The sequence below is a fragment of the Sphingobacterium sp. lm-10 genome (assembly GCF_023554555.1).
GTDB lineage: Bacteria > Bacteroidota > Bacteroidia > Sphingobacteriales > Sphingobacteriaceae > Sphingobacterium.
The window spans coordinates 1,520,496-1,545,429 of sequence record NZ_JAMJWC010000001.1; the positions used below are offsets into that span (position 1 = coordinate 1,520,496).

Here is a 24,934-nt window from a genome sequence, read left to right on the forward strand (position 1 = left end):
TTTTCTTTGCATAAATACGACTCCGAAAAGCTAAAAAGCGAAGATTTGTTTCGAGAAATAAAGCGGAAAAGATAGCAGGGAAATAAAAAAGTGCGCTCAAAGGGAGTCGAACCCCTAACCTCCTGATCCGTAGTCAGGTGCTCTATCCAATTAAGCTATGAGCGCAGTCTTTTACCAATCGGTGTATACCGTTTTTGGTGAGGCAAATATCGTTACTTTTTCGATTATTGCAAACTTTTTCTAAACTTTAAGGACAGAAAAACAGGGCTTAAACCCTATTTAACTGAAAACAAAACATTTACATAGCACACTAGCATATGGCCGAGCGAATTAAAAGCAATAAAATCAGAATTGGTGATATTAGTATCTCTTTTTTTATAAAAAAAGCGGTGCAAAAAGAACATAGGACAATTCTTTTTCTGCATGGATTTCCGTTTAATAAGAATATGTGGAAAGCGCAGCTGGAGGCATTAGATGATTCGACGACAGGAATAGCGTTAGATATTCGTGGACATGGAAACACCACATCCGGACATGGCTTCTTATCCATCGACTTGTTTGCTAAAGACCTCATCGCATTTATTAAAAAAATGGAAATGAAACAGGTGATTCTATGCGGTATTTCGATGGGTGGGTATATAGCTCTGCGCGCGTATGAATTGGCGCCTACGCTTTTTTCCGGATTAATTTTGAGTGACACACACAGCAAGGCGGACGATAAAATAGCAAAGCAAAAAAGATTTGACTCTATACAGGCGGTATTAACGCATGGTCGCCGTCCTTTTGCCATCGGATTTATCGAAAACATCTTTGCCAAGCCGCGGGCGGAAGAAAATCTAGAAGCCGTTGAGCTTATAAAAAGTAGTATTCGACGAAACAGCCTCACGAGTATATGTGCCACACTTTTGGCGTTGGCATCGCGTACTGATACATCCGATTTACTTCCTAACATTACCATCCCGACTTTATTAGTTCGTGGTCAGCACGATAAAATAACACCCGAAACGCTTATGCTCGAGATGAAGGATCATATACCGCAGTCAGAATTCGTAAGTATAGAAGGATCTGGACATCTCCCAAATCTGGAAAACCCAGCTGCATTTAACGCTGCATTATCAGCCTATCTAAATCGTCTTCCGAGCGGAACTACAATTTGACACCTGCTTTATCGCGCTTTGAACTCACATCAGGAAGCAAAAGATCGGTCCACTGCATGCCTTTTTCGACTAGATCCAGGGTGCGGTGATAATCCCAGATTCCAGCCGTATTATGTGGCACTGTAATCACATAATCTGGCGAGTGCATATCGATAGATAACTGGCTCATGCGCCGACGCATAGCAAAGTATGCCTCTTGCAACACGGTTACCGAGGTATACTTGCCACCAGACGCCACAGCACCAAATTCAGGATTAGGACGTCCGTCGAGATTGACTACCACAACGATATTTCGCCTCTTTTTTTTAACATAATTGATGGGTAGAGGATTGAGCACACCTCCATCTACCAGGTAACGACCTTCAGAATCTACACCAGTAAATACGGCAGGGATCGCAATGGATGCACGTATGGCGTCGTAGACACTTCCCTTATCAAACACCACTTCACATTCATTCGTAAGATCAGTCGCAATGGCCACATAACGTATAGGCAGATCTTCAATCGCGATGTCGGGAAATACCAATTTCAGAGAGTCTAGGGCTTTTGTTCCTTTTAAAATACCAAACCACGGATTAGAAAAATCCATTAATTGGAATACTTTCATACGGGTCACCCCTTTCAACCACTCCTCTAAGTCATCTAGTTTTCCTTGTGCATAGGCAGCACCAATCAAGGATCCGATGGAGCATCCTATAATTTCATCGATGATATAGCCCTTTTCAAGCAACATTTTAATAACGCCAATCTGCACTAGACCTCGTGCCCCGCCGCTTCCCAATACGAGAGAAACCTTTCGCTTGCTTTTGAAAATGCTCATCATCTAAAATAAGTGATTTTAATCAAAATATAAATTGTCATATTTATGTACAAAGAAAAATTACATGTTTAAACATCATTTATTGGCCGTAAATTTGTAGCGTTATTCAAAACTAAAAGATATGAATCTTCACGAGCAACTAAACTGGCGATACGCCACCAAAAAGATGAATGGCACGGCAGTGTCACAAGATAAAGTAGATTATATAGTAGAAGCGGCCCGGCTCGCTCCTACTTCTTCAGGCCTACAACCTTTCCGTGTTATTGAAATAGCTAACACAGAATTGAAAGAAAAAATCCAACCTATAGCATACGGTCAGTCACAAATCACTGATGCTTCGCACCTACTGGTATTTGCGGCTTTTGACGAATACACAGAAGAGCGTGTGGATCAGGTTTTTGCACAACAGGAAACCGAAAGAGGCTTACCTTCTGGTGCTAGTGACGACTATAAAAATATGTTAAAGCAGGGCTTTGAAGCCCAAACTAAAGATGATCACTTCAACCATGCCGCCAGACAGGCATACATTGGTTTTGGCATGGCAATCGCAGCTGCGGCAGAACTACAAGTTGATGCAACACCGATGGAAGGTTTTGTAAATGCACAGCTTGATGAGCTACTAGGACTTTCTGAAAAAGGATTAAAGTCTGTCACGATTCTGGCGTTAGGATATCGCGATGAAGCCAATGACTGGTTGGTCAATATGAAAAAGGTTCGTACAGAGAAGTCCGAATTTGTGATCCAATACAAGTAAGCTATTGCAGACTTGAAAAAACCTCCTGAAATCATATTTCAGGAGGTTTTTTCAAGCCTTATATAAAACTTTGTGAACTACTAAGGTGTATTTTTCAGCAGCTCCAAAAAGAAATTCCAAAATTTGGCTACCGACGAAATGGATGCACGTTCATCTGGCGAATGCGCACCGCGAATCGTTGGTCCTACAGATACCATTTTAAGGTTTGGATATACCTTCCCAATCAGCCCACATTCTAAACCACCATGCCCTGCACACACGGATGGCTCGGAGTTGAATAATCGTCTGTACGTATCGGCTGTCAACTGTACCAACTCTCCTTCAGGCTCTGGTTCCCAGCCAGGATAATCTCCAGAAAAAGCAACCTCTGCATCCAGCATCTCAAAAGTAGATCGTAAGATCATTGCCAAGTATTCCTTGGACGATTGAATAGCCGATCTTGTCAGACAAAGGATAGTATACTTCCCAGATTTCAAGACGATACGCGCTACGTTATTAGATGTTTCTACCAGATCAGGGAATACCGCGCTCATTCGAAATACGCCATGGTGCGCCACGTTGCACACCGCCACAAACTTCTGCTGCGACTCTACAGTAAGCACACTTAATTCATCATCGGCATTTTCCTGAGTGGTACTAATAGCTAAACTAGGCTCTGTAGCTGCATATTCTTTCGCGATGATTTGCTGCGTTCTTTTTACCATATCACGAATCCCAGCTGCATCAGCCGAACGACAGGCCAATGTTGCTGTCGCTTCGCGCGGAATAGCATTACGTAGTCCTCCGCCATCCACCGTGTACAATCGAGCATCTGCTTCGCTAATCACGGAATCCAACACACGCATCAACAATTTATTGGCATTACCGAGTCCTTTGTGAATATCCATACCCGAATGCCCACCCTGCAAGCCTTTCACTGCAATATGTACTAATGTATCATAAGCTGTAGTCGCCTCTTCGCGCAATGCTCCGGTAGCTGTTACATCCACACCACCGGCACATCCTATCGTGATCTCCTCATCGTCCTCGGTATCCAGGTTAAGTAAATAAGATCCCGTTAACCAACCGGGTGCTAAGGACTTCGCGCCAGTCATGCCCGTTTCTTCATCAATAGTAAACAACGCTTCAATAGCAGGATGCGGAATATCGGAAGAAGCCAATACGCCCATGATAGCGGCTACACCTATTCCATTATCGGCTCCCAGTGTGGTGCCATCTGCGCGTACCCAGTCGCCATCGATCAGCATTTGAATGCCGGATGTCTCGAAATTGAAATCCGTTTCTGCATTTTTTTGGTGCACCATATCCAGATGCGCTTGTAATACGATGATACTCTTGGATTCATATCCCGATGTGGCCGGCTTACGTATCAGGACATTGCCGACCTCGTCACGCTCAGCAAAAAGTCCTAAGGATTTTCCAAAAGACAACATGTATTCAATAATTGCTTCCTCTTTCTTGGACGCGCGCGGAATGGCATTAATCGTTGCAAAATGCGACCATATCGCAGTAGGTTCAAGGGTATGTATACTCATAAATACTATTCAAGTTTTGTTATAAGATCAAATGTACTGGTTCAGGCAGGAAATGTCAACTTTCGTGCAGAATACACCGCAAAACTGTATATTCGAATGCAAAATCAGGTTAAATTCTTATGAAAACTGCGAAAGAAAAAATGATTGCCGGAGAGCCTTACCGAGCAGATGGTCGAGAATTGTTTGACGAACGCCTGCTAGCAAAGGAGGCGCTAATGGAATACAATAATCTAGCGCCATCCCGCATAAAGGATCGTGCACGTATCATCAAGAATCTCTTCGGCATCACTGGAAAGGCTTTTTGGATTGAGCCACCCTTCCGATGTGATTATGGGTATAACATCCATATCGGCGAAAACTTTTACGCCAACTTTAACCTGACGGTGTTGGATTGTGCTTTGGTCAGTATCGGTGACAATGTGATGATCGGACCCAATGTATCTTTATTTACGGCCGGACATCCCATTCATGCTGAACCACGTGTGGCAGGGTGGGAATATGCACTACCCATACACATAAGCAATAATTGCTGGATTGGAGGCAACACGGTTATTAACGCCGGCATTACAATCGGCGAAAATACGGTTATCGGCTCTGGTTCTGTCGTTACCAAATCGATTCCAGCCAATGTGGTCGCAGCAGGTAACCCCTGCCGCGTGATCAAGACGATTACCGAAGAAGATAAAGCATACTATTATAAAGACCGGAAATTTTAGGATTTGACACGATAAGCTTCTTTCATCTGTTCTATATCCTGCTGGGTATAGTCTGGACAGGCACCCGATTTCGAGGTAACGAATCCGCTGAGACAAATGGCTTGCTCCAATGCTTCCTCTGGATTCATCCCGGCTAGGTGAGCAGAAAGAAAGCCTGCGAGAAAAGAATCTCCACTTCCTACGGTATCATTCACAGTCACTTTCGCAGCCGGAAGACTATATACTTCTCTGTCACAGAAATACGCAGCTCCAGCGGCGCCACGCGACAAAATGATTTCCGGGATATCAAAATAATCTTGCAGATAGAATACACCATCTTGTTGATCAGCATATCTTTTTCCTAAATAAGATAGGACTAATTGCAATTCTGCGGCATTAAATTTGGCTACTTCCGACTTTTTAAGCAATTGCAGAAGCAACTCTTGATCTATATAAGGCGGTCTGAGATTCACATCAAACACCCGGTAAGAGCTGTTATCTAGTAGGGCAAACAACGTTTCGCGAGACTTCCTATTTCTTGCAGCTAAAGAACCAAAAACAAATGCTTGCGTATTGCCCAGCAGCTTCACATCGGTGTCTAATCGTTGAATATGATCCCAGGCTACACCTTCTTTAATTTCATAATGCGCCTCGTTATCGTCATCAATGGTAGCTACTACCGTGCTCGTCGGAAAATCGTCATTTCGTTGAATACCTTTAGAAGGCATCGCCCAGCTATCCAGTTTTTTCAGTAATTCGTCTCCCAATGCATCCTGCCCTACCGCAGAGATCATATGTACTTCCACGCCCATTTGGTGCAGATGATAGCCTACGTTGAAAGGCGCTCCTCCCGCAGTTTTGTCTTTCCCCGGAAATAGATCCCACAGAATTTCGCCAAAACAGGTCACTTTCGATATTCTTTGTTGATGCATTGTTAATGTTTATGCTCGCCTTTTTTTGACGTATTTATGTATGAAAAATCCAGTCACAAATTACACATTTTACCGGAATCTCGCTGTCATATTCCTTATATCCGCCCCTGTTTTATCGAAAAATAATTATACTGATTTCAGATTTGACAGATTGGTATTTTGGATTTACGATCGCTAACTCCTATATTTACCAGTGAATTAATACACATGATTTTATTCGTCTCATATCACGTACCTGTCCATCATCGCCATTGTGGCGATAGATAAATGTATGTGTTTCTACGTGAAGCATTCCATCCCATGGGTGTTCGAATAATAATTAGTATCCTTCAACAAATAATTGATAAATATTTTGAAAAATCTAAAGATTGCTATCCAAAAATCGGGTAGACTGAATGAGAAATCAGTACAATTGCTTAAAAATTGTGGCCTGGATTTCGAAAACTATAAGAGTTCTCTAATTACCATTGTTTCTAATTTTAACCTAGAAATCCTCTTTTTGCGAGACGATGATATTCCTGATTATGTGGAGCAAGGTATTGCTGATTTGGGTATTGTAGGTGAAAATGTGATTGACGAGTCGCTGGCGAATGTGGATTACTTGCAACGATTGGGTTTTGGAAAGTGCACGCTAAAGTTGGCGGTACCTAAAGACGCCAACTACGACGATATCAAAGACTTGGATGGCAAATCTATCGCTACCTCTTACCCTAATATTCTTGGCAAGTTTTTAAAAGACAAGCAAATATCCGCAGAAATACATCCTATTTCTGGCTCTGTAGAGATTGCGCCAGGATTGGGCCTTAGTGAGGCCATCTGTGATATTGTGTCTACTGGCGGTACGTTGAAAAACAACGGATTGAAGCCTTTTGCTGATGTAAGTACTTCGGAAGCTATCTTGATTGGCCGGTCTGGATTGGCAGAAAATCCAATTCTGTGCGAACTCTTGCAACGCATCCAATCGGTGCTACGCGCCAAGGAAACAAAATATGTAGTCTTAAATGTAGAAAAAACCAATTTACCGCAGATTACAGAGTTATTACAGGGGGTGAAATCACCGACAATTGTACCTTTAGCAGAAGAGGGTTGGGTAGCCGTGCATACAGTGATTCCTGAAGAAGATTTTTGGGGAAAAATCAACACGTTGAAGTCTGCCGGCGCACAGGGTATTGTGGTGATGCCTATTGAAAAAATCATCTTGTAAGCATGTTAAGGACCTATCAATACGAACAGCTGTCGGCAGATGATATGGATCGTCTCACCTTGCGTAATACCGATCCCAACAATGAGATTCAGGGTACGGTGGAGCAGATTATTGCACAAGTCGAGGCAGAAGGCGACGATGCGCTTCGACAGTTTGCATTGAAGTACGATCAGATTTCATTAGATGCCTTATATTTAGAAGAAGCAGAGATCGAAGCATTAGCTTCTACGATTTCGAGGCAACAACAACGGGCATTGGAGATTGCTTTTCAGAATATTTATAAATTTCATGCTACGCAGCTCAAGAAAGAACGTACGATCGAGACAATGCCCGGCGTGAGCTGCTGGCGTGAGATTCGTCCGATTGAGAAAGTAGGACTATACATTCCTGGTGGCTCTGCGGTACTCCCTTCTACACTACTGATGCTGGGTGTACCCGCTCGTATCGCTGGTTGCAAGGAAATTGTGGTGTGCTCCCCACCACAAAAAGACGGCAAGGTGAATGGCTTTATCGCGTACTGCCTAAAGTTGCTGCAAATCAAAAAAATCTACCTAATCGGTGGTGCGCAAGCCGTAGCTGCCATGGCTTTCGGAACGGAAAGCGTGCCGCGTGTAGATAAGATCTTTGGGCCGGGCAATCAATTTGTGACCAAGGCAAAATCCTTGATTCAAAGCCTTACCCAAGTGAGTATCGACATGCCTGCCGGCCCATCAGAAGTGTTAGTGATCGCGGACGAATCGGCAAATGCCGAGTATATTGCCGCTGATTTACTGGCACAAGCGGAGCATGGAGCGGATAGCCAAGCTGTGCTGGTATCCACAAAGTTGGAGCTTATCGAAAGGGTTAACCAAGCCTTGGAACAGCAACTTGCGGATCTTCCGCGCGCTGCTATTGCAAAAAAAGCCCTAGAAAATTCCTATGCAATCTGCGCCGACGATATCACAGCTGCTTTAGCATTTTCGAATAAATATGCACCGGAGCATCTTATCATTCAATCGGATCAATGGAAACGCATGGTTTCGGGTGTGCTGAATGCTGGATCGGTATTTTTAGGGCACCTTACGCCGGAAAGCGTGGGCGACTATGCTTCAGGCACCAATCACACACTGCCTACTTCGGGTTATGCGCGTTCCTATTCTGGAGTTTCTGTAGATTCTTTCGTCAAGAAAATCACGTTTCAGCAATTATCCTCTGATGGCTTACGCCAGATCGGATCGACTGTTGAAACGCTGGCTGAACTGGAGGGACTGCAAGCGCATAAAAATGCGGTGAGTATCCGGTTAAAAGATCTGGAATCCTAAGTATTGCTTGTCAGACATAAAAAACGCCCTTTGCGATGAATAGCAAAGGGCGTTTTTTATTTAATGAAGCCAAGAGGTGCCAGATTTATTTCAAACACCTATGCCGCTAAATTATTTTATTTCATTAAGAAACCACCACCCAACAAATCGTCGCCTTCATAGAAAACGGCAGACTGACCAGGCGCAATCCCTTTCACATTATGCATAAAATCTACCTGCATCATGCTTCCTTGTTGTGTAAGCGTAGAAAGCATGCCTGCATCTTTATACCGAATCTTAGTTACCGCTTCCATTGGCTGATCAAATGAAGCGTATTTTACCAGATTGATATCTTTCACGAAGGCTTGCGATTTCTCTAACTCGTGTTCTTCCCCTAACACCACAGAATTACTTTCTGGCAAGATCTCCAAGACAAACATGGGTTTACCCAGCGCAATACCTAATCCTTTTCGTTGTCCGATCGTGAAATAAGGGTATCCTATGTGCTGACCCACGACCGTACCATCTGCCAACAGAAAGTTTCCAGGACCAATTTCCTGATCCAGCGTAGGCTTTTTGTGTCGCAAGAAAGCGCGATAATCATTCTCCGGTACAAAGCAAATCTCATAGCTTTCCGATTTAGAAGCCAATTCCTTTTGCCCCATATCCAAAGCCATTTGCCGAATTTCTGCTTTGGTAAAGCTGCCTAATGGGAATTGCGTACGGGCTAAGTTTTCTTGCGTAACACCCCAAAGTACATAGGACTGATCTTTGTTCTCGTCGCGTCCTTTAGAAATCACATAGCGGTTATTATCGTGCAATCGGATATTAGCATAGTGCCCAGTAGCGATAAATTCGCAATCCAACATATTGGCGCGCTTCATCAACGCTTCCCATTTAATGTGTGTATTACACAATACGCAAGGGTTCGGCGTGCGGCCAGCGATGTATTCATCGACAAAATTATCGATCACAAAATCACCAAACTCACCTCTGATATCCAATATATAATGTGGAAAGCCGTAACTAACCGCCAGAGATCGCGCATCGTTGATACTATCCAAACTACAGCACCCTGTTTCCTTGGACGAACCGCCAGAAGCAGCATAGTCCCAGGTTTTCATGGTGATCCCGATTACCTCATATCCTTGTTCATGGAGCATCACCGCAGCGACGGAACTATCTACTCCGCCACTCATCGCTACCAATACTCTTCCTCTTTTACTCATAGCATTTCAATGGAGGCACAAAGATACCCTTAATAATCTTTCCGGATGTTTATTTGTTGTCAAAAATTATCTACATACAAATCAGGCATTTGCTTCACGACAGGGAAATATTTACCCGAAATGTTTCAATTTCAGAAAAAAGAACCTACATTTGCATCGCAACAAATCTCTAAAAGATGCGTAGCAAGAGGTGCCATAGCTCAGTTGGTAGAGCAAAGGACTGAAAATCCTTGTGTCGCTGGTTCGAATCCAGCTGGCACCACAAAAATTTTCCCTTCTTATTTTTTTCACGTATTTTTTTTAAAAATTATTTGATAATTTTCGCTGAAGAGATTTTTGCGACCATTGATTCTTCTCGCATATTTATCGCTATTTTCCTTAGAAGATGTCTTCAGCGATTGTCATAGCTTTAAATTCCACGTCATTGCAAACCCAAGGTACGAGGGTGCGGCAATCTAAAAAAAGCGACAAAAAAATGCAATACTACTAGATCGCGTCGTCATGCTTCCTCGCGAAGACGACAGAAAAGGAAAGTTCGTTTTGCGGATATCTTTTTACTACGAATAGTGGATATATTGTCACTTCACCATCAAAGTCATGGTAAGGCAATCGGAATAGCGACCGTCTTTTTTGAAGAATCCCTTTATCAAGCCAGCATCTACAAATCCCATTTTGCGATAGAGTGCCAATGCCAACTCGTTTTCTGAATATAATTGTAGCCATAGTAATTCCAAAACTGGAGATTGCTGTGCCCAATCGATAACAGCACGAATTAACGCAGTACCTAAACCACTGTTGCGCCACCCTCCAATCATACCCATTCCGATCATAGCGCTATGCGCCATCACTTTTCGAGAGCTGCCGGTTAACTCGATATTGCCAATGATTTGATCTTCATATACGGCGACTAACTGCAATGAATTTTCTTTTTCTATAAAACTACTAATCCATTCTTCCGCTTGTGATATGGTCATCGTAAGCTCTTGTTCCATTTTGGGAATAAAACTGCTCTGTGGAAGATAGCTGCGAATAGTTTGCAAAAGATGTGCTGCATCCGCTAATTCGGTTTTACGAATGGCAACTTGCTTACCATTCTTCAACACCACATGTATTTCTTTAAATTTATAATTCCCGTCCACAATGCGTTTAAAATCTTCTCACTTACCTTCTTGTACCGTTTTGACGAAGTATATGATTGTCAAATAAGTGATCATACTGTCAAAGCGATGCTGTAATCGTAAAATGCCGTATCAATGCCCTGCTTCTCAAATCCAACCTGCTCGTACAATCGCTGCGCAGTCAGATTGTCTACTGCTGTAGAAAGGTATAAGCGTGTAGCACCATCCTGTCTGGCAAACGCCATCGCTTCATGAATAAGCTTTTCGCCGATGCCCTGCTTGCGATAGTTCGGATCGACAAATAGATCGTTCAGTATCCAATTTTTAGTAACACGCATGGAGGAGAACTTAGGATACAACTGTGTAAATCCCATAGCTGCACCCGAAGTGGAATCCGTAGCCAAAAAGATCACAGATTCATTATTTTCCAACCGTTGGCGTATAAATATTTTCGCCAATTCTTTATCCGATTTTTGTTGGTAGAATATGCGATAATCATTAAATAAATCCACCACTGATTCGTACTGTGATTTATCTATTCTTGCTATTTTCATGTATCTAAAAGCTATGGTAGTGTTAAAATAGTATTTGGCATTTGGATGTTATATCACTTTGTGCCTGACTTTGGTTTTGAAAATAGGTTAGCGTTGTATGCATCTGATCTTCCTTTTGGAATAGATAGGGATCGCCACTTATTGTTGCATAGCATTTTCCCGATGAATACGATCTGTCCAATATGATATGGATAATGCGCCAACTGTCTATTAATTGCCTCCATAACGGAATGCGCTTCATTTCTAATAAAAACTTCTCTATTAAGGTCCGAATCTTTCAAGGAGTCTAGGGCATGAAACAAACAATTCCAACCCTTCTCCCAGTTCTCTAACAAAGTCGTTCTAGCTAACAATCGAGTGTCAAATTCTGCATCTCTATTTCTCCAACGCTTTTCACCATCAGTCGTTAGAAAATCTGTGAATCTGGACATCATATTGCCACTCATATGCATTACTATAATTGCGATGCTATTGCTTTCTTCATGATACTTCTCGAAAAGTTGGTCATCCGCGAGCTGGTCAAACGTAGCGTCGCCCAATCCTTTGTAATACGCAAACTGCCCCTTAACACTTTTCAAATAATTCGTTGTCATCTTCCTTAATTACGTTTATATAAATAAATAGGGAATTGCGCCATTTCGAGCAGCAAAGATCAATCACGTTCGTTTCAGCAATTTAGTGAAATTCTTTAAAATTTCAATCTATACACAGATAGAGGTGATTTTTATCATCGGCAATTGCACAAAACCAAATTTATTGTGGTGATTTGATGCCTCTTACGAATAATTATTCCGGAAGCATTTGCAATTTATCTGCACTTTTATACCTTTGTAACGTTATCAGCAATAACCGCTGTACAACACCCTAAATCTGAAAGTAACAGATATAAAATAAAAACTTAAGGTGCCATAGCTCAGTCGGTAGAGCAAAGGACTGAAAATCCTTGTGTCGCTGGTTCGAATCCAGCTGGCACCACCTCTTAAAAGTCGATCTTAGATCATCACAATTAAAACATTTTCGGGAAATTAGCTCAGCTGGTTTAGAGCACTACCTCGACAAGGTAGGGGTCATTGGTTCGAACCCAATATTTCCCACGGAACAACTTCCCAAGTTTTCAAAAGCAACTTACTTAAATGACTAAGTTGCTTTTTTTGTACTTTACACTGCAAGAAATAGAATACTTGATTACCTCCCCCTTTCCTGCTTAAATCGGATATACATAATTACCAAAAAGAACGCCCCTACAATACTGGTTAATAATTTCACAAAAGCGCCAAGTTTTACATCTGTAGATTCGTTGGATCCGAGAAAAAGGTAAATGCTAAATATTGAAATTGCAACGACAGCAATGATCACGACTTGACGAAAGAGCGGGTGTTTACTCATAAAATTGCTACTACGATTAATAATTCCCCAAATATAAATGCCTCCTACACATATTCCCTTACCAAATATCCTATCCAAAAAGCATCATTTGGTTCCATTGGTTTACCATCCTTACGTGTAAATTGTATGAAGCTATTTTTCATTCCTAAATCATACTCGATGTCACACAAAAGCTTGATTCCTTTCCCCTGTATACTTTCGTCCAGACATTCTAGTGTTGCTAAAATTATAAAATCTTGTGCTGTTATCCTCATAACGCAAATTCCTAATTATTAACATCGATAATTTACGGTTTAACCTACATATTAAAGTTTAATTCCTCGTAACTTACCCATGTCAAAAGCTCATATTTATCCACCACCTAAGCGCTCAAATAACCATTCGTTACTAGTGGGTAACAAAATATTAAGAATTTCGGGGTTTGCCACTTTAGCAGGTGCATTTATATTCGTGCCATCTTTCAATTGTAGACTGGAGTTTAAATTTCTCATAACAAGAAGAAAGCCTGTTACTAAAATCGTAACAGGCTTTCTTTTCGATCTAATAGCATAGATTCGAACAGCAAAAGGCCTGTTGCTATCTATTAGCTAATAGACCATCTTGTTTCAGCTTTTTTGACATCGAAGATTTATAGGCTTCTAAAAATGAATCCAACTCGGAAGGATTTACCGTTTCAGACTGCGCAGACCAAACTAAGTTACCAGATTTGGCATCATATACATTCGTCTCAATGTAATATGTTTTGTCTGTCGTGTAGTATCCCGGTTGATACAAGTTACCATGCCAGTTTCCCCAATAACCACCGAATGTATTGTAATAACCAAACCGATTCATGGGTTGATACATACCTCCCGAAGGCACGTACCGTTCTTCGGAGGTTTGATCAATTAACGCGACCGTCATGATGGCATCACTTCCAGATTCCTGAATTTTCTGTAGCACCACGTTAGTCATTTCCAACTCCTTACTTTCGAAGTCAGGAGGTAAGACCTCAAGACTTTGAATAGATCCTATACCATTATCTGTCAGCCAACCGGCCAACTGCCGTTCTACCGTTTGCCGAACCGGCACATCGGAAGTTAGTGCTGCTACAAACACTTTTTCATATTGTCTCAGATTAGCATCTGGCGCTTTCCAAGTGCCGGTGATATTGTTAGTAGTTCCGCAACTGATTAGCATGGTCATCAATGTAAACAGACCAAAACTCCAAACCGCATTAGTTTTCATGATTTCTTAAATAAAAATTAACAGTCAATTAAATACCTTTACTTTATTGAACAGCAGAGAAAATAGATTGTTTTCTAGCTGGTCAATATTATTACCTGTATGCAGGGTCGGATAAAACTTTAAACGAACTATCCTGTTTATTAAACAATACATACCTAAACTATTTATATCATGGTAAATACTCAGATCTTACAACAATCGTCCGAAAACCCGATCATGCTTTGCGCAATTCTTTCGTATATCAACCCTTTACATCACCCTACACCTGAGGGCACAATATGGTCAATGAGCCATAATCGACCAATTAATTACCGGTCGGAAGTAGAGCCAACCGAAGATCAGCGCATTCGGGATGACAAGGGCGTTGAAAAAGGACAGAAGGAAGGTAAATCAGAAGTAGACAAGCCAGAGAAGGAAGATGAGAATATCGATGTGCCTAACACAGAAGAAGGTGAGCCAGAAGATTTACCAGATACAGAGGATCCGAATAAAGCGAAGGACGACGTTAAGGACATTTAAACTACTCCTCTCCAATATACATAATAAGAAAAGGGAACGTAAACGTTCCCTTTTCTTATTATGATTGTACGCATCACTGCGTTATCTAATTCTTAAAACTCCTCCGTCTGGTTAATCACTTCTTTATGATTACTGGCGTTGGTACGCGTCTTGGTCTTATGTTTATTAATCTGTCGGCGAATCGATTCCAAAGCGATATCAACTGCCTCTTCGAAACTTTTGGCTTGTGCCTTAGCGAATAATTGATTCCCAGGGACATTAAACTTGAACTCTACAAACTTGTCGGCCTCACCTCCAACACTTTCCACACGTAAGTTACAAAGTCCGTCGATAATGTTGTCCAGAAACTGGTCTAACTTTTCCGCTTTCTTATTAATGAACTCAACTAACTTAGGGTCTGCATCAAATTTAATGCATTGTACAGTAATATTCATTTTTCCTCCTTTTTTTAAGCCTTTGGATGGGCTTGTTTATAAATTAACTTTAATCGCTCTGCCGAATTGTGTGTGTACACTTGCGTGGCCACCAAGCCGGCATGACCTAATATTTCTTTTATCGCATTTAAATCAGCTCCATTGTCTAACAGCGATGTAGCGAAGCTATGCCGCAACACGTGCGGGCTGCGTTTGCTCTGTGAAGTGATGAGCGTCAGATACTTTTTTACGATCTGATAAATCATCGATGCATAAGCAGGCTTCCCTCTATTGGTAACGATCAGATGGGGCGACATGTTTTGTGAAAACGCATTTTTCTTTTCCGCTTGATAGTTCGTAATCTGTTGAAAAAGCAAATCGTGAACCGGCACAAGTCTTTCTTTATTACGCTTACCCAATACGCGGATCTGCCGCGCATACCCATCGATATCAGAATCCGTAATAGCCAGCAATTCTGACAGCCGTATTCCAGTACCAAATAATAATTCCATCACAAGTAGGTCACGTTTTTCCACAAAAGTTTGCGCATCGCCCGTTTGCTGCTCCAGCAATGCTACCAATCGTTCTTTCTCCACCGTCACCGGAAGTTTCTTTGGTGTACGCAATGATTTCAAGGCCGTAGCTGGATTCTGTGACACCAGTTCTTCTCGAAGCATGTATTTAAAAAAGGACTTTAATACCGAAATCGTTCGGTTCACAGAGGTAGATGCTCTTCCGGATTCTTTCTGCAAGCTAATGTAATAGCGTAACACCCGATAATCCACCTGATCGATCGCAGTCTTCTCAAACTCCAAAAAATTCTCGAATCGCTCCAATTCCAGCGCATAGGCGGTGACCGTATGGTCTGAAAACCTACGCTCATGGGTTAGGTAACTCAAAAATCTCGCTCGCTGCATAATGCCGATTCGTTTTTTGTAATTTAACAAAGAATGAATGGATTTACAATAGGCCTATGCCGATAATATCAAATATCAGTGAAAACCCGTAGGTTTGTCATATAAAATACTAACGTATGAATGCGCTATACTTTATTGCCTTTTGGGCTTGTCAACTGCTGTCAAGCGTCCTGTTCAAGTATGGGGGATTATTTCCTAAGTACCACTGGCATGCTTTTATAGCGGGCAATGTAATTTTGCTTTCTGCGAGTTGGTTTCTAATTCAATTGTTTCGTTATTTCCCACAACCGATTGTGATTGCGCTCTGTGCTGGCGGCACTTTCGTGACGGTACAGTTTGGCATGGCACTATACTTTAAGCAATCGCTCTCCTGGGTACAGATCGTTGGACTATTTTTTATCGTGACTGGTATTGTTATTACGGCATATGGCACCACGGGATCACTAACTCTTACCAAAGATTAATCTACAAAAAAGCAATTTCACCAAAATACTCCGGCGAATGAAAGCTCGGTACTGGGGAATTAATCGGGTTCAAGGAAAGGTAGTGCGGCACCGGTAATTTATCTCCGCATTTATAAAAGTTTGCTGCGGCAAATCCGCCGGAAAGGGTTCTCCCCTCCTGCCCCAAGATCGCAAATGGAATAGCCAACACCATTTGCCAAGTTTTTCTTCCACCCATTTGTCGCACATGAGTGAAGGTGCTTACCCGTTCCACTATATCAGCACCTAACCGTCTTCTTTCTTGACGGATACGGCTGCCATACCCAATAAGCCCAGTGCCAAGCAGGTTAAATTCGATGTTGTAATACGTTTTTCCTGCGTCGAATGAGATAAAACACTCCACACAACTGTCTTCCCATACGGCTTCATTGTGCCGTACCGCATTAGCCCGCACAAAATCTTCTTCTACGTCATAATGCAGTACCAAAAAATCTGACGTATACACCACCTGAAAACGTACCGATGGTTGGTAAGGGAATTGATCTGGCCAATTGATCATATCTATTGCATGCCACTTGGCTTCTGAAAATATTGACATAGCATCATGATAGCTTTGCCACTCTCGGATATCGGCAGATTTACGAATTACTTGGAGCATAATAGTTAGGAAATGACGGATCTTAGTAAGATAGAATGCAATTCGGTACGATTTAATTCCAACTCGGTTAGCAACTTAAACTGTGCTTTAGCACGTATCAGATTATGGGTTGGGTACTGGATCTTATAATAAGGATCGTTTTCGATGTAGTCGGTAAGAAATCGAAGGGTTTGCATAAAAGGAAGCTGGTATACACCATAAAACAAAGAGTCGATCTCCGCATCGGTAAGAAACGAGCCAGCCTCCTGCAAATACCCTTGGGCATACGCTTCGAATAGTGGTATATTAAGCGTCACATGGTTTAAGTCAGGATCGTCCTCTTGGCCCCGGTTAATAATGGTTCGAATGGCATCGCCAAAATCAAAAGCTACAAAGCCTGGCATTACGGTATCCAGATCGATGACACATTGTGGCTCATCGTTTTTATCCAGCAATATATTATTAAATTTTGTATCGTTATGAATAATTCGCAGTGGTGAAGATTCCACGATGTATTCTTGAAATTCCTGACGCATAACACTTTCCCTAGACCCAATTTCTTTCAGCAGTCGTTGTACATCCGGCTCTGTCGCCCTGCCTACTGGATGAGCAAGCAATGCTTTATTTAGATTTTCCAAACGATAGTCTATATCGTGAAACCTGGGCAACACGATATGTAGCTTTCGCGCATCCAGATCCGAAAGCTGCCGCTGAAATTCTCCGAAAGCTGCACCTCCGGCATACGCTTGTTCCGACAATTTCACGGTATCCACACTGTGCGTATCTTTGATCAATTGGAGCATCCGCCAGCTATTGCCTCCTTCGTCTTCGTAGTACAATTTACCATCCTTGGTGGGAATAATCGTGAGCGACTTTTTCTGTACTTCTTCCTGACCTAAATGTGCCAGCTTACCCTGCAAATGTTCACATACCAAAACCATGTTTTCCATCAGTTTTTGAACATCTGGAAAAATAAAGTGATTAATACGCTGCAATAAATAGGAAGGCCCTACCATTTCGCTGGTATCAAGTCTATACGTATCATTAATGTGTCCAGAACCAAAACGGTGCGCCCGCTCCATCTTTCCTGCTATTTGAAAGTGTTCCGCTATATTTAGTATCCTATCAGTATTGTTCCCCATGCCTATTTATTGGTATGTTTTTTAAAAGAAGCTACGCCAGTAATTGGTCAATAAATGCGTACTGCAAGATGAACAAATCATAAGACTTATAAAAACAAAAGCGCAATGCAATCGTTTGCATAAATTTATCAAACGGTCTAAATCTAAGTCCAGCTCAAACAAATAGTTGTTAAAATCCAGTGCCTCAAATCAACAAATTGTTATGGGATGTATGTGTGTTCATAAAACAAAGATTTTGTTCAAAATACGTTTTAGGTGTAATGCTTTAAATTATTACTGACTTCAATATAGCTCCTAGCAAAAAAGTAAGTTATCAAATATTAGGCTCTTTTGTGCCCTTTATATACTTATTAATTTACTTAATGTAATAAAAATCACTTTGGTACGGCATTAAGAATTGGATTATATATCCTCGTGATTGTTTACGGACTTCATTAGAGAAAAAAAATATACTGCATTTTTTCAAAAAAATGGCACCTGCACCCTCCTTTATGCATCAAAAGGTAGGTTTTATAAAAAAAATCGATCCATTTTATACGTTGACATTCCCATAAAATTTCACCTTTTTTATTGAAAAATTTTTCATTGCATCAGGAAAAGTATCAACAATATTTTAAAATATTGTTGTATTGTTAATCGACATTCCCTAAGTTTATGACAACCAATAAAAAGTGAAAGCAAGGTTTTACATTGCTTGTTCTCTTTTTTGCACTAACAAAATTATAAGCTACACTAACATATAAACCTATATCGTTATACTATGAATATTCGTAATGAAGTCTTTAAAAAGACTTTTAGCCCCATGTTGGCTCTGCTTTTAGCACTACCGCTACAAAAGGCTCAGGCAATTGATTCTCCTTTAAAATTTTTGCCCAATAAAAAGGAAAGATCGATTGCTCAGCAAGTTACCGTTACTGGACGAGTAAATTCTATGTCTGGAAATCAAGCCATATCTGGCGTATCGGTTACAGTTAAAGGTACCCAAATCGCAACCAGTACTAATACGGAAGGTTATTTCTCTCTAGATAATGTACCCGCTGATGCCACGCTGGTGTTTACTATGGTAGGTTATAGAACCTTGGAAGAACCATTAAATCAACGAAGTACCCTATCCATTTCATTGCAAGACGATTTGTCTGATTTAGATGAGGTCGTGGTGGTTGGGTATGGCACGCAGAAAAAGGAAACCATTACTGGTGCGGTAGCGACCGTTAAAAGCGCCGACTTGGTGAAATCTCCGACATTGAATGTGTCTAATGCATTAGCTGGCCGTATGGCGGGGATCACCGCAACACAAGGTAGTGCCGAGCCTGGTAATGATGGTTCGAACATTCGTATTCGTGGCACCAATACCTTCGGTAACTCAGACCCTCTAATTGTTATTGATGGTATACCTGCCCGTCAGGGAGGATTTGAACGCTTAAATCCGGCAGATATCGACAATATTTCCGTGCTGAAAGATGCCGCCGCTGCGATTTATGGTGCACGCGCGGCCAATGGGGTAATTCTCGTCACCACAAAGCAGGGAAAAGAAGGAAAGCCAACGATTTCATACACCTTTAATCAAGGGTTTTCCCAACCTACTTATATCCCTCAACTGGCAGACGCAGCCCAATACGCAGAAATGCGTAACGAACTGGAAGTTTTCAAACTTCCAGTGAGTGAATGGACGGCTGCGAATAGAGGATTCCGCGAACAGGGGATTTTCGAACGAAGTAACGGAAGTTCTATTACAGCGCCCTTTTCGCCCGATGATATCCGTATGTTTCAGGACGGATCTAATCCCTGGACGCACCCCAATACCGATTGGTATGGAGCGACATTAAAAAGCTGGACTCCTCAATCGCAACACAACTTGCAACTCAGCGGGGGCTCAGATAACTTTCGTTACCTCACATCTGTCGGTTATCAAACCCAGGATGCATTTTACAAAAATTCTGCTACGAACTATAGTCAATACGATCTACGCATCAACCTAGAAGGCGAAATCAATGACTATGTGAGCGTACGAGTTGGCGTACTCGGACGACAAGAAGACCGCAATTTTCCGACAAAAAGTGCAGGCACCATTTTTCGGATGCTTATGCGTGGCAACCCAACGCAACCCGCATTCTGGCCAAATGGATTGCCCGGCCCGGATATTGAAAACGGAGAAAATCCGGTAGTCATCACGACAGATCAAACTGGCTATGACCGGAATAAACGTTATTACTTTCAGACCAACGGACAGATCGACATCAAGATTCCTGGTGTAGAAGGGCTTAAATTTACTGGTACAGCATCAGCAGATAAATTCATTCAGCAAACCAAGCGCTGGGAAATTCCTTGGTATCTCTACACCTGGCAAGGTGGTTTTGAAGCAGATGGCGTGACGCCACAACTCGTAGCAGGACTTCGAGGCCCACAACCGGATCCTGCATTGAATCAGGGAAATGAAGATCAGCTCAACATCTTGTTGGGAGCAGTAGCAAATTATGATCGTAAATTCGGCGATCACAGCTTTAATATTATGGCTGGTGTGAATCGGGAAACGATCCGCAATGACAACTTCTCCGCTTTTAGGCGTTATTTTATCTCGTCAGCAATCGACCAAATGTTTGCCGGAGGAGATGCCGAAAAAGACAATGGCGGAGGCGCCTGGGAAAGAGCACGACTAAATTATTTTGGCCGAGTAGGCTACAACTATCAGGAAAAATATATTGCCGAATTTTTGTGGCGTTATGATGGCTCGTACATGTTTCCACAAGCCAGCCGGTATGGATTTTTCCCAGGAGTACTCGCTGCATGGCGTATATCGGAAGAAAGCTTTTGGAAGGATAACGTGTCTTTTGTCAACTTCTTGAAACTACGCGGTTCTTATGGTCAGATGGGTAATGATAATATCTTTTTTGACGATGAATTGCAGGAATATCAGTATTTCTCCACCTATGGATTCAACACCTATATAATCGACGGTAATTTGGTAAAATCTCTGTTTGAAAGTCGTGTACCCAATAATTTTATCACTTGGGAGGTGGCCAATAATTACAACATTGGTTTGGATGGTCAGTTGTTCAACGGGAAGGTTAACTTTGAGTTCGACCTATTTCTCAATCGTCGCAGTAGCATTCTGTGGCAAAGAAATGCGTCTATACCCCAAAGTACGGGCATGACGCTTCCGGCCGAAAACATTGGGCGAATGGAGAATCGAGGGTTCGATCTCAATATCGGTTACAATGGTAGCGTAGGCGAATTGCGGTATAACGTGAATGTGAATGGAGGTTATGCAAAAAACAAGATTCTCTTTTGGGATGAAGCCGCTGGTGCACCGGAGTGGCAACGCACTACAGGAAGAATGTTGAATGCCCAGATGTATTACATCCACGATGGCGTATTCAGAAACCAAGCTGAGATCGACGCCAATACATTGGACTATAGCGCCATAACCAACAATCTACGTCCGGGAGACATGAAGCTTATCGACTACGACGGAGATGGTAGAATCACACCAGACGATCGGGTACGTAGGGACAAAAGCAATATTCCCACCTTCCAAGGTGGCGTCAATATTGGATTACAATACAAGAATTTTGATTTGACGGTGCTATTCCAAGGGGCAGCAGGCGCCGAAATGCCGGTAAGTACGGAGGAATCTGGTGCCATCGGAAACTATCTATTACAATTTTATGAAAATAGATGGACACCGGACAATCCGAGCAGCGAGCATCCGCGCATTACTGACCGAAGCGATCAGTATTATTCCAGTGGAAATACCTATTGGCTAGAAAGCACGGATTATATCCGATTAAAGAATGTGGAGTTAGGCTATAATTTCCCGGTAGAATGGACCAAAAGATTTGGGATGAATAACCTAAGACTGTACACCAACGGTCTGAATCTATTCACGATCAGTAAAATGACGGCCTACGACCCCGAGTCTGTCACACAAACAGGGCAGTATTATCCACAAGCACGTGTCATTAATTTTGGCGCATCCGTCACCTTTTAACCATCGAATCATGAGCACTAAAAAAATAATATATACGCTAGTTGCCTGCATATTTATGCAATCGTTTATTTCCTGTAACGACGACTTTGTAAACACACAACCTTTAGGAGAAGTTCCTAAAGAAGTGACTTGGAGTGATCCTGCGCTAGCAGAAGCATTTGTATTCGACATATACAATGGTTTAGGCCAGGGAGGTTTTGATGAAGAAATGCAGTCGTCCTTAACAGACGAATCGATGTTTACCCATCCCGGTCGCGGTATCAATACCATTACCGAATCACGCTCTAACCCTGCTGATCAAGGAATGATCAAAGATTCTTACGGATATGGGCCACTATACGGACGTATTCGCGCATGCAATATTGCTATCGAAAACCTCACAGAACCTTTATTTTCTGACCCGACTCGGGCCAATAATTTATTGGGTCAGGCCTATTTCTTACGAGCGTACTACTATCAGCAATTGCTTCGCTTTTATGGAGGGATTCCTTTGATTGACCGCGTGTACGAATTAGGCGAAGCGGATTACTCTGCAGCCAGAAACTCTTATGAAGAGTGTGTTAATTTTATCGTGAACGATTGTGACCGTGCAGCAGAATTACTGGCTGGAACAAGTGGCGGACAAGGTCGCGCCACCGGCGTAGCTGCTTTGGCGCTTAAAGCCCGCGTATTGTTATATGCGGCGAGTGATTTACATGATATCCCGACCGCATCCGGGAGGGCATCCAGCATTGCGGGCTATAATGAAAAACAGTTCCTGGGGTACTCCAGCGGTAGCCGTGCCGAGCGTTGGCAAAAAGCAAAAGAGGCGGCATTCGAAGTCGTAAGATTAACAAATTTTGGATACGAATTAAATTTGAGTGCGCCAGCCAGTGTAGCAGAGGGAACAGAAAACTACATGGTGCTGTCTCTGGGAGGCGGTAGCAAAACAGTATCTTCCGATGGTCAGCAAGAATTGCTACTGGGCCGGTATTTCATTGACCTAAAAGATGAAGCCGGAAATTATATTGGCCGTAATAATGGCCCGAATGGTTACCACAATTGGGCGGGCAACACCCCAATTCAGAACCTGGTAGATGATTATGAAATGGTAGACGGATCACGATTCAGCTGGGAAAACGCAACACATCGAGCGAGCCCATATCAAAATCGAGATCCACGCTTTTATGCGACGATTTTGTATGATGGTGCAGATTGGAAACCACGCACCGCCGATGTCGCCGGACGCGACCCTTTCAACCAAATCCAAACAGGCCGCTACCAGATTACTAATGCCGCCGGTGCCGTAGTCGCGCATCCTGGATTGGATACCAGGAACAGTCCGATAGAAGACTGGAACGGGTCTTATACCGGCTATTATTTCCGTAAATTTACTGATCCGGATCCAGCGGTAGTGGATCAAAACACAAGGCAATTTATTCCTTGGCCTGTATTGAAATACACAGAAGCTGTGTTGAATTATGTGGAAGCTTGTATAGAGTTAGGGGAAGATGCAGAAGCCAAAACCTGGCTCAATAAGATTCGTTTCAGAGCAGGAATGCCTGCCATCACCGAGGTGGGGGATCAGTTGCGCACACGTTACCGGAATGAAAGACGTATCGAGCTAGCTTTTGAAGAGCATCGCTTTTTTGATACCCGCCGATGGATGATTGCTCCACAAACTACCGGCGCTAAGATTAGGCTGATTCGTGTAGTAGGTGCTTTAAAACCGGGTGTACAGGTACGTACTTACCAATACAACACCGACAACTATACCTACACCTACACACCTGTGGAGCTTGAGCCGGGGATTGAAAACCGCCAGTGGCAGGATAAGATGTATTTTATGCCATTCCATCGCGATGAAACTAACCGGAATATTAAATTAGCACAAAATCCTGCTTACGATTAAGCGAGAGTCGCTATTAAATCAACGAGGCCTGAAAGATACATCTTTCAGGCCTCGCTTGTTAAAGGAGATCAGCATAGTGACTACTGTCATAATGCTTTGAATTAATGCTTCACGAAATCCCTGAAACCATCTGAAAAGGCTTCCTTAAACACCCCGCTTTCCTCGTAAATAAGGTATACCTCAATACCAGGAAGCCTATTGGCTAATGCCTTACCTTCCGATGGAGACAAGGCCATAAATACATTGTCATAGGCATCTGCCTCCATTGCCGTGGGTGCGATAACGGTAGCACTCACTACGCTATTTTGTATAGGATAACCTGTTTTAGGGTTGATATGATGGTGAATCTTTCTATCCTGATAGTATGCCTGCTTACGGTAATTGCCGGAAGTTGTCACCGCCCGACCCGGAACGTTTAGCACAAAACTGGATGACTGCTCCCCATTAGGACGCTCAATCGCAATTTCATAGTCGGCTCCTCCTACTTTAGTGCCTTTCGTCCGTATCTCTCCACCAAGTTCTACCAGATAATTTTCTATGCCAGATACCTCTAAAAATTGCGCCAACACATCCACGGTATAACCTTGTGCAATACCGTTAAGATCAATGGCTATCCGTAGATCTCGTTTGTGTAACCTATTATCCTCTAACCAGATATTCTCCATGCCCACAAAAGACAGAACGCTATCTACTGCCTCCTTTTGGGGAAACTGTTTAATACGTTCGGATCCGAAGCCCCACAAATCTACTAATGGCTTTACCGTAATATCGAACAGTCCGCCCGATTGTTGATGCACCTCAATAGCCTTACGAATCACCTTTTCCATATGGGTATCGACCGCTCTATGGTATTGGAGTTCTCTATTGAACATACAAATCAAGGAATGCGGCTGATACAGCGACATGGATTGATCAATCTGGTCAATAATGCTGTCCACAGACACCTTAATAACCATCGCATTTTCGGCAACATACTGCACCTGATAGGTCGTGCCCTGCGCGTTTCCGGAAAGAAAAAAAGTGGTTTGCTGTGCCATCGCAGAGCAAACCACCCCAAAAAACAAAAGTATAGTCCAAGACTTATAGCGCATGG

23 protein-coding genes and 4 tRNA genes are annotated in these 24,934 nt (G+C 42.5%); 12 read left to right on the forward strand and 15 right to left on the reverse strand.

The annotated features are described in order from the left end of the window. Nucleotides 1–91 precede the first annotated feature (91 nt). Nucleotides 92–165 (reverse strand) — tRNA-Arg (locus M8998_RS06025). 224 nt (nt 166–389) lie between these two features. Here M8998_RS06025 and M8998_RS06030 point away from each other — a divergent pair. Next, a complete protein-coding gene (locus M8998_RS06030) occupies nt 390–1,157 on the forward strand; it encodes an alpha/beta fold hydrolase (RefSeq protein ID WP_249991346.1) in 768 nt (255 codons plus the stop codon). Here the strand turns inward: M8998_RS06030 and M8998_RS06035 are convergent. Continuing rightward, nucleotides 1,147–1,980 (reverse strand): patatin-like phospholipase family protein, encoded by an 834-nt coding sequence (locus M8998_RS06035; protein WP_249991348.1) that lies wholly within the window; start codon nt 1,978–1,980, stop codon nt 1,147–1,149. The genes M8998_RS06030 and M8998_RS06035 overlap by 11 nt on opposite strands. A 118-nt stretch (nt 1,981–2,098) precedes the next feature. Between M8998_RS06035 and M8998_RS06040 the strand changes: the two genes are divergently transcribed. Beyond that, nucleotides 2,099–2,731: a nitroreductase family protein gene (locus M8998_RS06040; protein WP_249991349.1), complete on the forward strand. Its 633-nt coding sequence runs from the start codon at nt 2,099–2,101 to the stop codon at nt 2,729–2,731. Nucleotides 2,732–2,811: 80 nt separating this feature from the next. Here the strand turns inward: M8998_RS06040 and M8998_RS06045 are convergent, their stop codons facing one another. Then, nucleotides 2,812–4,266, reverse strand: a complete 1,455-nt coding sequence (locus M8998_RS06045; RefSeq protein WP_249991351.1) for an aminoacyl-histidine dipeptidase — start codon at nt 4,264–4,266, stop codon at nt 2,812–2,814. Nucleotides 4,267–4,385: 119 nt separating this feature from the next. Here M8998_RS06045 and M8998_RS06050 point away from each other — a divergent pair, with 119 nt between their 5' ends. Next, nucleotides 4,386–4,982: a sugar O-acetyltransferase gene (locus M8998_RS06050; protein ID WP_249991353.1), complete on the forward strand. Its 597-nt coding sequence runs from the start codon at nt 4,386–4,388 to the stop codon at nt 4,980–4,982. Here the strand turns inward: M8998_RS06050 and M8998_RS06055 are convergent. Next, nucleotides 4,979–5,893, reverse strand: coding sequence for a carbohydrate kinase family protein (locus M8998_RS06055; protein WP_249991355.1), 915 nt, complete (start codon nt 5,891–5,893; stop codon nt 4,979–4,981). The genes M8998_RS06050 and M8998_RS06055 overlap by 4 nt on opposite strands. Nucleotides 5,894–6,245: 352 nt before the next feature. On the opposite strand from M8998_RS06055, the gene hisG reads away from it, so the two are divergent. Both hisG and hisD read left to right on the forward strand, forming a co-directional pair. Then, the gene (gene hisG, locus M8998_RS06060) at nt 6,246–7,097 is read left to right on the forward strand and encodes an ATP phosphoribosyltransferase (RefSeq protein ID WP_249991357.1); all 852 of its coding nucleotides are present in this window, start codon (nt 6,246–6,248) and stop codon (nt 7,095–7,097) included. A gap of 2 nt (nt 7,098–7,099) precedes the next feature. Continuing rightward, entirely contained in the window at nt 7,100–8,398 is a 1,299-nt protein-coding gene (gene hisD / locus M8998_RS06065) for a histidinol dehydrogenase (RefSeq protein WP_249991359.1), read from the forward strand. A gap of 116 nt (nt 8,399–8,514) precedes the next feature. Here hisD and mnmA read toward each other — a convergent pair whose 3' ends face one another. Next, the gene (gene mnmA, locus M8998_RS06070; RefSeq protein WP_249991361.1) at nt 8,515–9,606 is read right to left on the reverse strand and encodes a tRNA 2-thiouridine(34) synthase MnmA; all 1,092 of its coding nucleotides are present in this window, start codon (nt 9,604–9,606) and stop codon (nt 8,515–8,517) included. A 189-nt stretch (nt 9,607–9,795) separates the two neighbouring features. Between mnmA and M8998_RS06075 the strand changes: the two genes are divergently transcribed. Further along, a tRNA-Phe gene (locus tag M8998_RS06075) sits at nt 9,796–9,868 on the forward strand. 316 nt (nt 9,869–10,184) lie between these two features. Here M8998_RS06075 and M8998_RS06080 read toward each other — a convergent pair. From M8998_RS06080 to M8998_RS06090, 3 genes are all read right to left on the reverse strand, one after another. Beyond that, nucleotides 10,185–10,745, reverse strand: coding sequence for a GNAT family N-acetyltransferase (locus tag M8998_RS06080; RefSeq protein WP_249991363.1), 561 nt, complete (start codon nt 10,743–10,745; stop codon nt 10,185–10,187). 71 nt (nt 10,746–10,816) lie between these two features. Then, entirely contained in the window at nt 10,817–11,278 is a 462-nt protein-coding gene (locus tag M8998_RS06085; protein WP_249991365.1) for a GNAT family N-acetyltransferase, read from the reverse strand. A 53-nt stretch (nt 11,279–11,331) separates the two neighbouring features. After that, nucleotides 11,332–11,871 carry a DUF1572 domain-containing protein gene (locus M8998_RS06090; protein WP_249991367.1) on the reverse strand — a complete coding sequence of 180 codons (540 nt, stop codon included), beginning with the start codon at nt 11,869–11,871 and terminating at the stop codon, nt 11,332–11,334. A 309-nt stretch (nt 11,872–12,180) separates the two neighbouring features. Between M8998_RS06090 and M8998_RS06095 the strand changes: the two genes are divergently transcribed. Together M8998_RS06095 and M8998_RS06100 are read left to right on the forward strand one after the other, a co-directional pair. Further along, nucleotides 12,181–12,253, forward strand: a tRNA-Phe gene (locus tag M8998_RS06095). A 44-nt stretch (nt 12,254–12,297) separates the two neighbouring features. Continuing rightward, nucleotides 12,298–12,372 (forward strand) — tRNA-Val (locus tag M8998_RS06100). Nucleotides 12,373–13,014: 642 nt separating this feature from the next. On the opposite strand, the gene M8998_RS06105 is transcribed toward M8998_RS06100, so the two are convergent. Beyond that, nucleotides 13,015–13,155 (reverse strand): hypothetical protein, encoded by a 141-nt coding sequence (locus tag M8998_RS06105; RefSeq protein WP_249991369.1) that lies wholly within the window; start codon nt 13,153–13,155, stop codon nt 13,015–13,017. Between the two features lie 85 nt (nt 13,156–13,240). Next, complete coding sequence (locus M8998_RS06110; RefSeq protein WP_249991371.1) at nt 13,241–13,891, reverse strand: DUF4136 domain-containing protein; 651 nt, start codon at nt 13,889–13,891, stop codon at nt 13,241–13,243. 171 nt (nt 13,892–14,062) lie between these two features. Between M8998_RS06110 and M8998_RS06115 the strand changes: the two genes are divergently transcribed. Next, on the forward strand, nt 14,063–14,410 hold the full coding sequence (locus tag M8998_RS06115; protein WP_249991373.1) for a hypothetical protein: 348 nt from the start codon (nt 14,063–14,065) through the stop codon (nt 14,408–14,410). Between the two features lie 92 nt (nt 14,411–14,502). Here the strand turns inward: M8998_RS06115 and hpf are convergent, their stop codons facing one another. Further along, nucleotides 14,503–14,844: a ribosome hibernation-promoting factor, HPF/YfiA family gene (gene hpf, locus M8998_RS06120; RefSeq protein WP_249991375.1), complete on the reverse strand. Its 342-nt coding sequence runs from the start codon at nt 14,842–14,844 to the stop codon at nt 14,503–14,505. Nucleotides 14,845–14,858: 14 nt separating this feature from the next. Further along, complete coding sequence (locus tag M8998_RS06125) at nt 14,859–15,740, reverse strand: tyrosine-type recombinase/integrase (protein ID WP_249991377.1); 882 nt, start codon at nt 15,738–15,740, stop codon at nt 14,859–14,861. A gap of 116 nt (nt 15,741–15,856) precedes the next feature. Between M8998_RS06125 and M8998_RS06130 the strand changes: the two genes are divergently transcribed. Beyond that, nucleotides 15,857–16,204 carry a hypothetical protein gene (locus tag M8998_RS06130; protein WP_249991379.1) on the forward strand — a complete coding sequence of 116 codons (348 nt, stop codon included), beginning with the start codon at nt 15,857–15,859 and terminating at the stop codon, nt 16,202–16,204. A gap of 1 nt (nt 16,205) precedes the next feature. Here M8998_RS06130 and M8998_RS06135 read toward each other — a convergent pair whose 3' ends face one another. After that, complete coding sequence (locus M8998_RS06135) at nt 16,206–16,841, reverse strand: carbohydrate-binding family 9-like protein (RefSeq protein WP_249991381.1); 636 nt, start codon at nt 16,839–16,841, stop codon at nt 16,206–16,208. A gap of 5 nt (nt 16,842–16,846) precedes the next feature. Further along, the gene (locus M8998_RS06140; protein ID WP_249991383.1) at nt 16,847–17,962 is read right to left on the reverse strand and encodes a phosphotransferase enzyme family protein; all 1,116 of its coding nucleotides are present in this window, start codon (nt 17,960–17,962) and stop codon (nt 16,847–16,849) included. Nucleotides 17,963–18,722: 760 nt separating this feature from the next. On the opposite strand from M8998_RS06140, the gene M8998_RS06145 reads away from it, so the two are divergent. Together M8998_RS06145 and M8998_RS06150 are read left to right on the forward strand one after the other, a co-directional pair. Next, nucleotides 18,723–21,950, forward strand: coding sequence for a SusC/RagA family TonB-linked outer membrane protein (locus M8998_RS06145; protein ID WP_249991385.1), 3,228 nt, complete (start codon nt 18,723–18,725; stop codon nt 21,948–21,950). A gap of 10 nt (nt 21,951–21,960) precedes the next feature. Continuing rightward, a complete protein-coding gene (locus M8998_RS06150) occupies nt 21,961–23,841 on the forward strand; it encodes a RagB/SusD family nutrient uptake outer membrane protein (protein WP_249991387.1) in 1,881 nt (626 codons plus the stop codon). Nucleotides 23,842–23,942: 101 nt separating this feature from the next. Here M8998_RS06150 and M8998_RS06155 read toward each other — a convergent pair whose 3' ends face one another. Continuing rightward, on the reverse strand, nt 23,943–24,932 hold the full coding sequence (locus tag M8998_RS06155; protein ID WP_249991390.1) for an FAD:protein FMN transferase: 990 nt from the start codon (nt 24,930–24,932) through the stop codon (nt 23,943–23,945). Between the last annotated feature and the right edge of the window lie 2 nt (nt 24,933–24,934).

Excerpts from the sequence above, each read along its gene's own strand:
- M8998_RS06035 (WP_249991348.1), bottom strand. The coding sequence starts at position 1,980 with ATGATGAGCATTTTCAAAAGCAAGCGAAAGGTTTCTCTCGTATTGGGA.
- M8998_RS06040 (WP_249991349.1), top strand. The coding sequence starts at position 2,099 with ATGAATCTTCACGAGCAACTAAACTGGCGATACGCCACCAAAAAGATG.
- M8998_RS06045 (WP_249991351.1), bottom strand. The coding sequence starts at position 4,266 with ATGAGTATACATACCCTTGAACCTACTGCGATATGGTCGCATTTTGCA.
- M8998_RS06050 (WP_249991353.1), top strand. The coding sequence starts at position 4,386 with ATGAAAACTGCGAAAGAAAAAATGATTGCCGGAGAGCCTTACCGAGCA.
- M8998_RS06055 (WP_249991355.1), bottom strand. The coding sequence starts at position 5,893 with ATGCATCAACAAAGAATATCGAAAGTGACCTGTTTTGGCGAAATTCTG.
- hisD (WP_249991359.1), top strand. The coding sequence starts at position 7,100 with ATGTTAAGGACCTATCAATACGAACAGCTGTCGGCAGATGATATGGAT.
- mnmA (WP_249991361.1), bottom strand. The coding sequence starts at position 9,606 with ATGAGTAAAAGAGGAAGAGTATTGGTAGCGATGAGTGGCGGAGTAGAT.
- M8998_RS06085 (WP_249991365.1), bottom strand. The coding sequence starts at position 11,278 with ATGAAAATAGCAAGAATAGATAAATCACAGTACGAATCAGTGGTGGAT.
- M8998_RS06090 (WP_249991367.1), bottom strand. The coding sequence starts at position 11,871 with ATGACAACGAATTATTTGAAAAGTGTTAAGGGGCAGTTTGCGTATTAC.
- M8998_RS06105 (WP_249991369.1), bottom strand. The coding sequence starts at position 13,155 with ATGAGAAATTTAAACTCCAGTCTACAATTGAAAGATGGCACGAATATA.
- M8998_RS06110 (WP_249991371.1), bottom strand. The coding sequence starts at position 13,891 with ATGAAAACTAATGCGGTTTGGAGTTTTGGTCTGTTTACATTGATGACC.
- M8998_RS06115 (WP_249991373.1), top strand. The coding sequence starts at position 14,063 with ATGGTAAATACTCAGATCTTACAACAATCGTCCGAAAACCCGATCATG.
- hpf (WP_249991375.1), bottom strand. The coding sequence starts at position 14,844 with ATGAATATTACTGTACAATGCATTAAATTTGATGCAGACCCTAAGTTA.
- M8998_RS06125 (WP_249991377.1), bottom strand. The coding sequence starts at position 15,740 with ATGCAGCGAGCGAGATTTTTGAGTTACCTAACCCATGAGCGTAGGTTT.
- M8998_RS06130 (WP_249991379.1), top strand. The coding sequence starts at position 15,857 with ATGAATGCGCTATACTTTATTGCCTTTTGGGCTTGTCAACTGCTGTCA.
- M8998_RS06135 (WP_249991381.1), bottom strand. The coding sequence starts at position 16,841 with ATGCTCCAAGTAATTCGTAAATCTGCCGATATCCGAGAGTGGCAAAGC.
- M8998_RS06140 (WP_249991383.1), bottom strand. The coding sequence starts at position 17,962 with ATGGGGAACAATACTGATAGGATACTAAATATAGCGGAACACTTTCAA.
- M8998_RS06145 (WP_249991385.1), top strand. The coding sequence starts at position 18,723 with ATGAATATTCGTAATGAAGTCTTTAAAAAGACTTTTAGCCCCATGTTG.
- M8998_RS06150 (WP_249991387.1), top strand. The coding sequence starts at position 21,961 with ATGAGCACTAAAAAAATAATATATACGCTAGTTGCCTGCATATTTATG.
- M8998_RS06155 (WP_249991390.1), bottom strand. The coding sequence starts at position 24,932 with ATGCGCTATAAGTCTTGGACTATACTTTTGTTTTTTGGGGTGGTTTGC.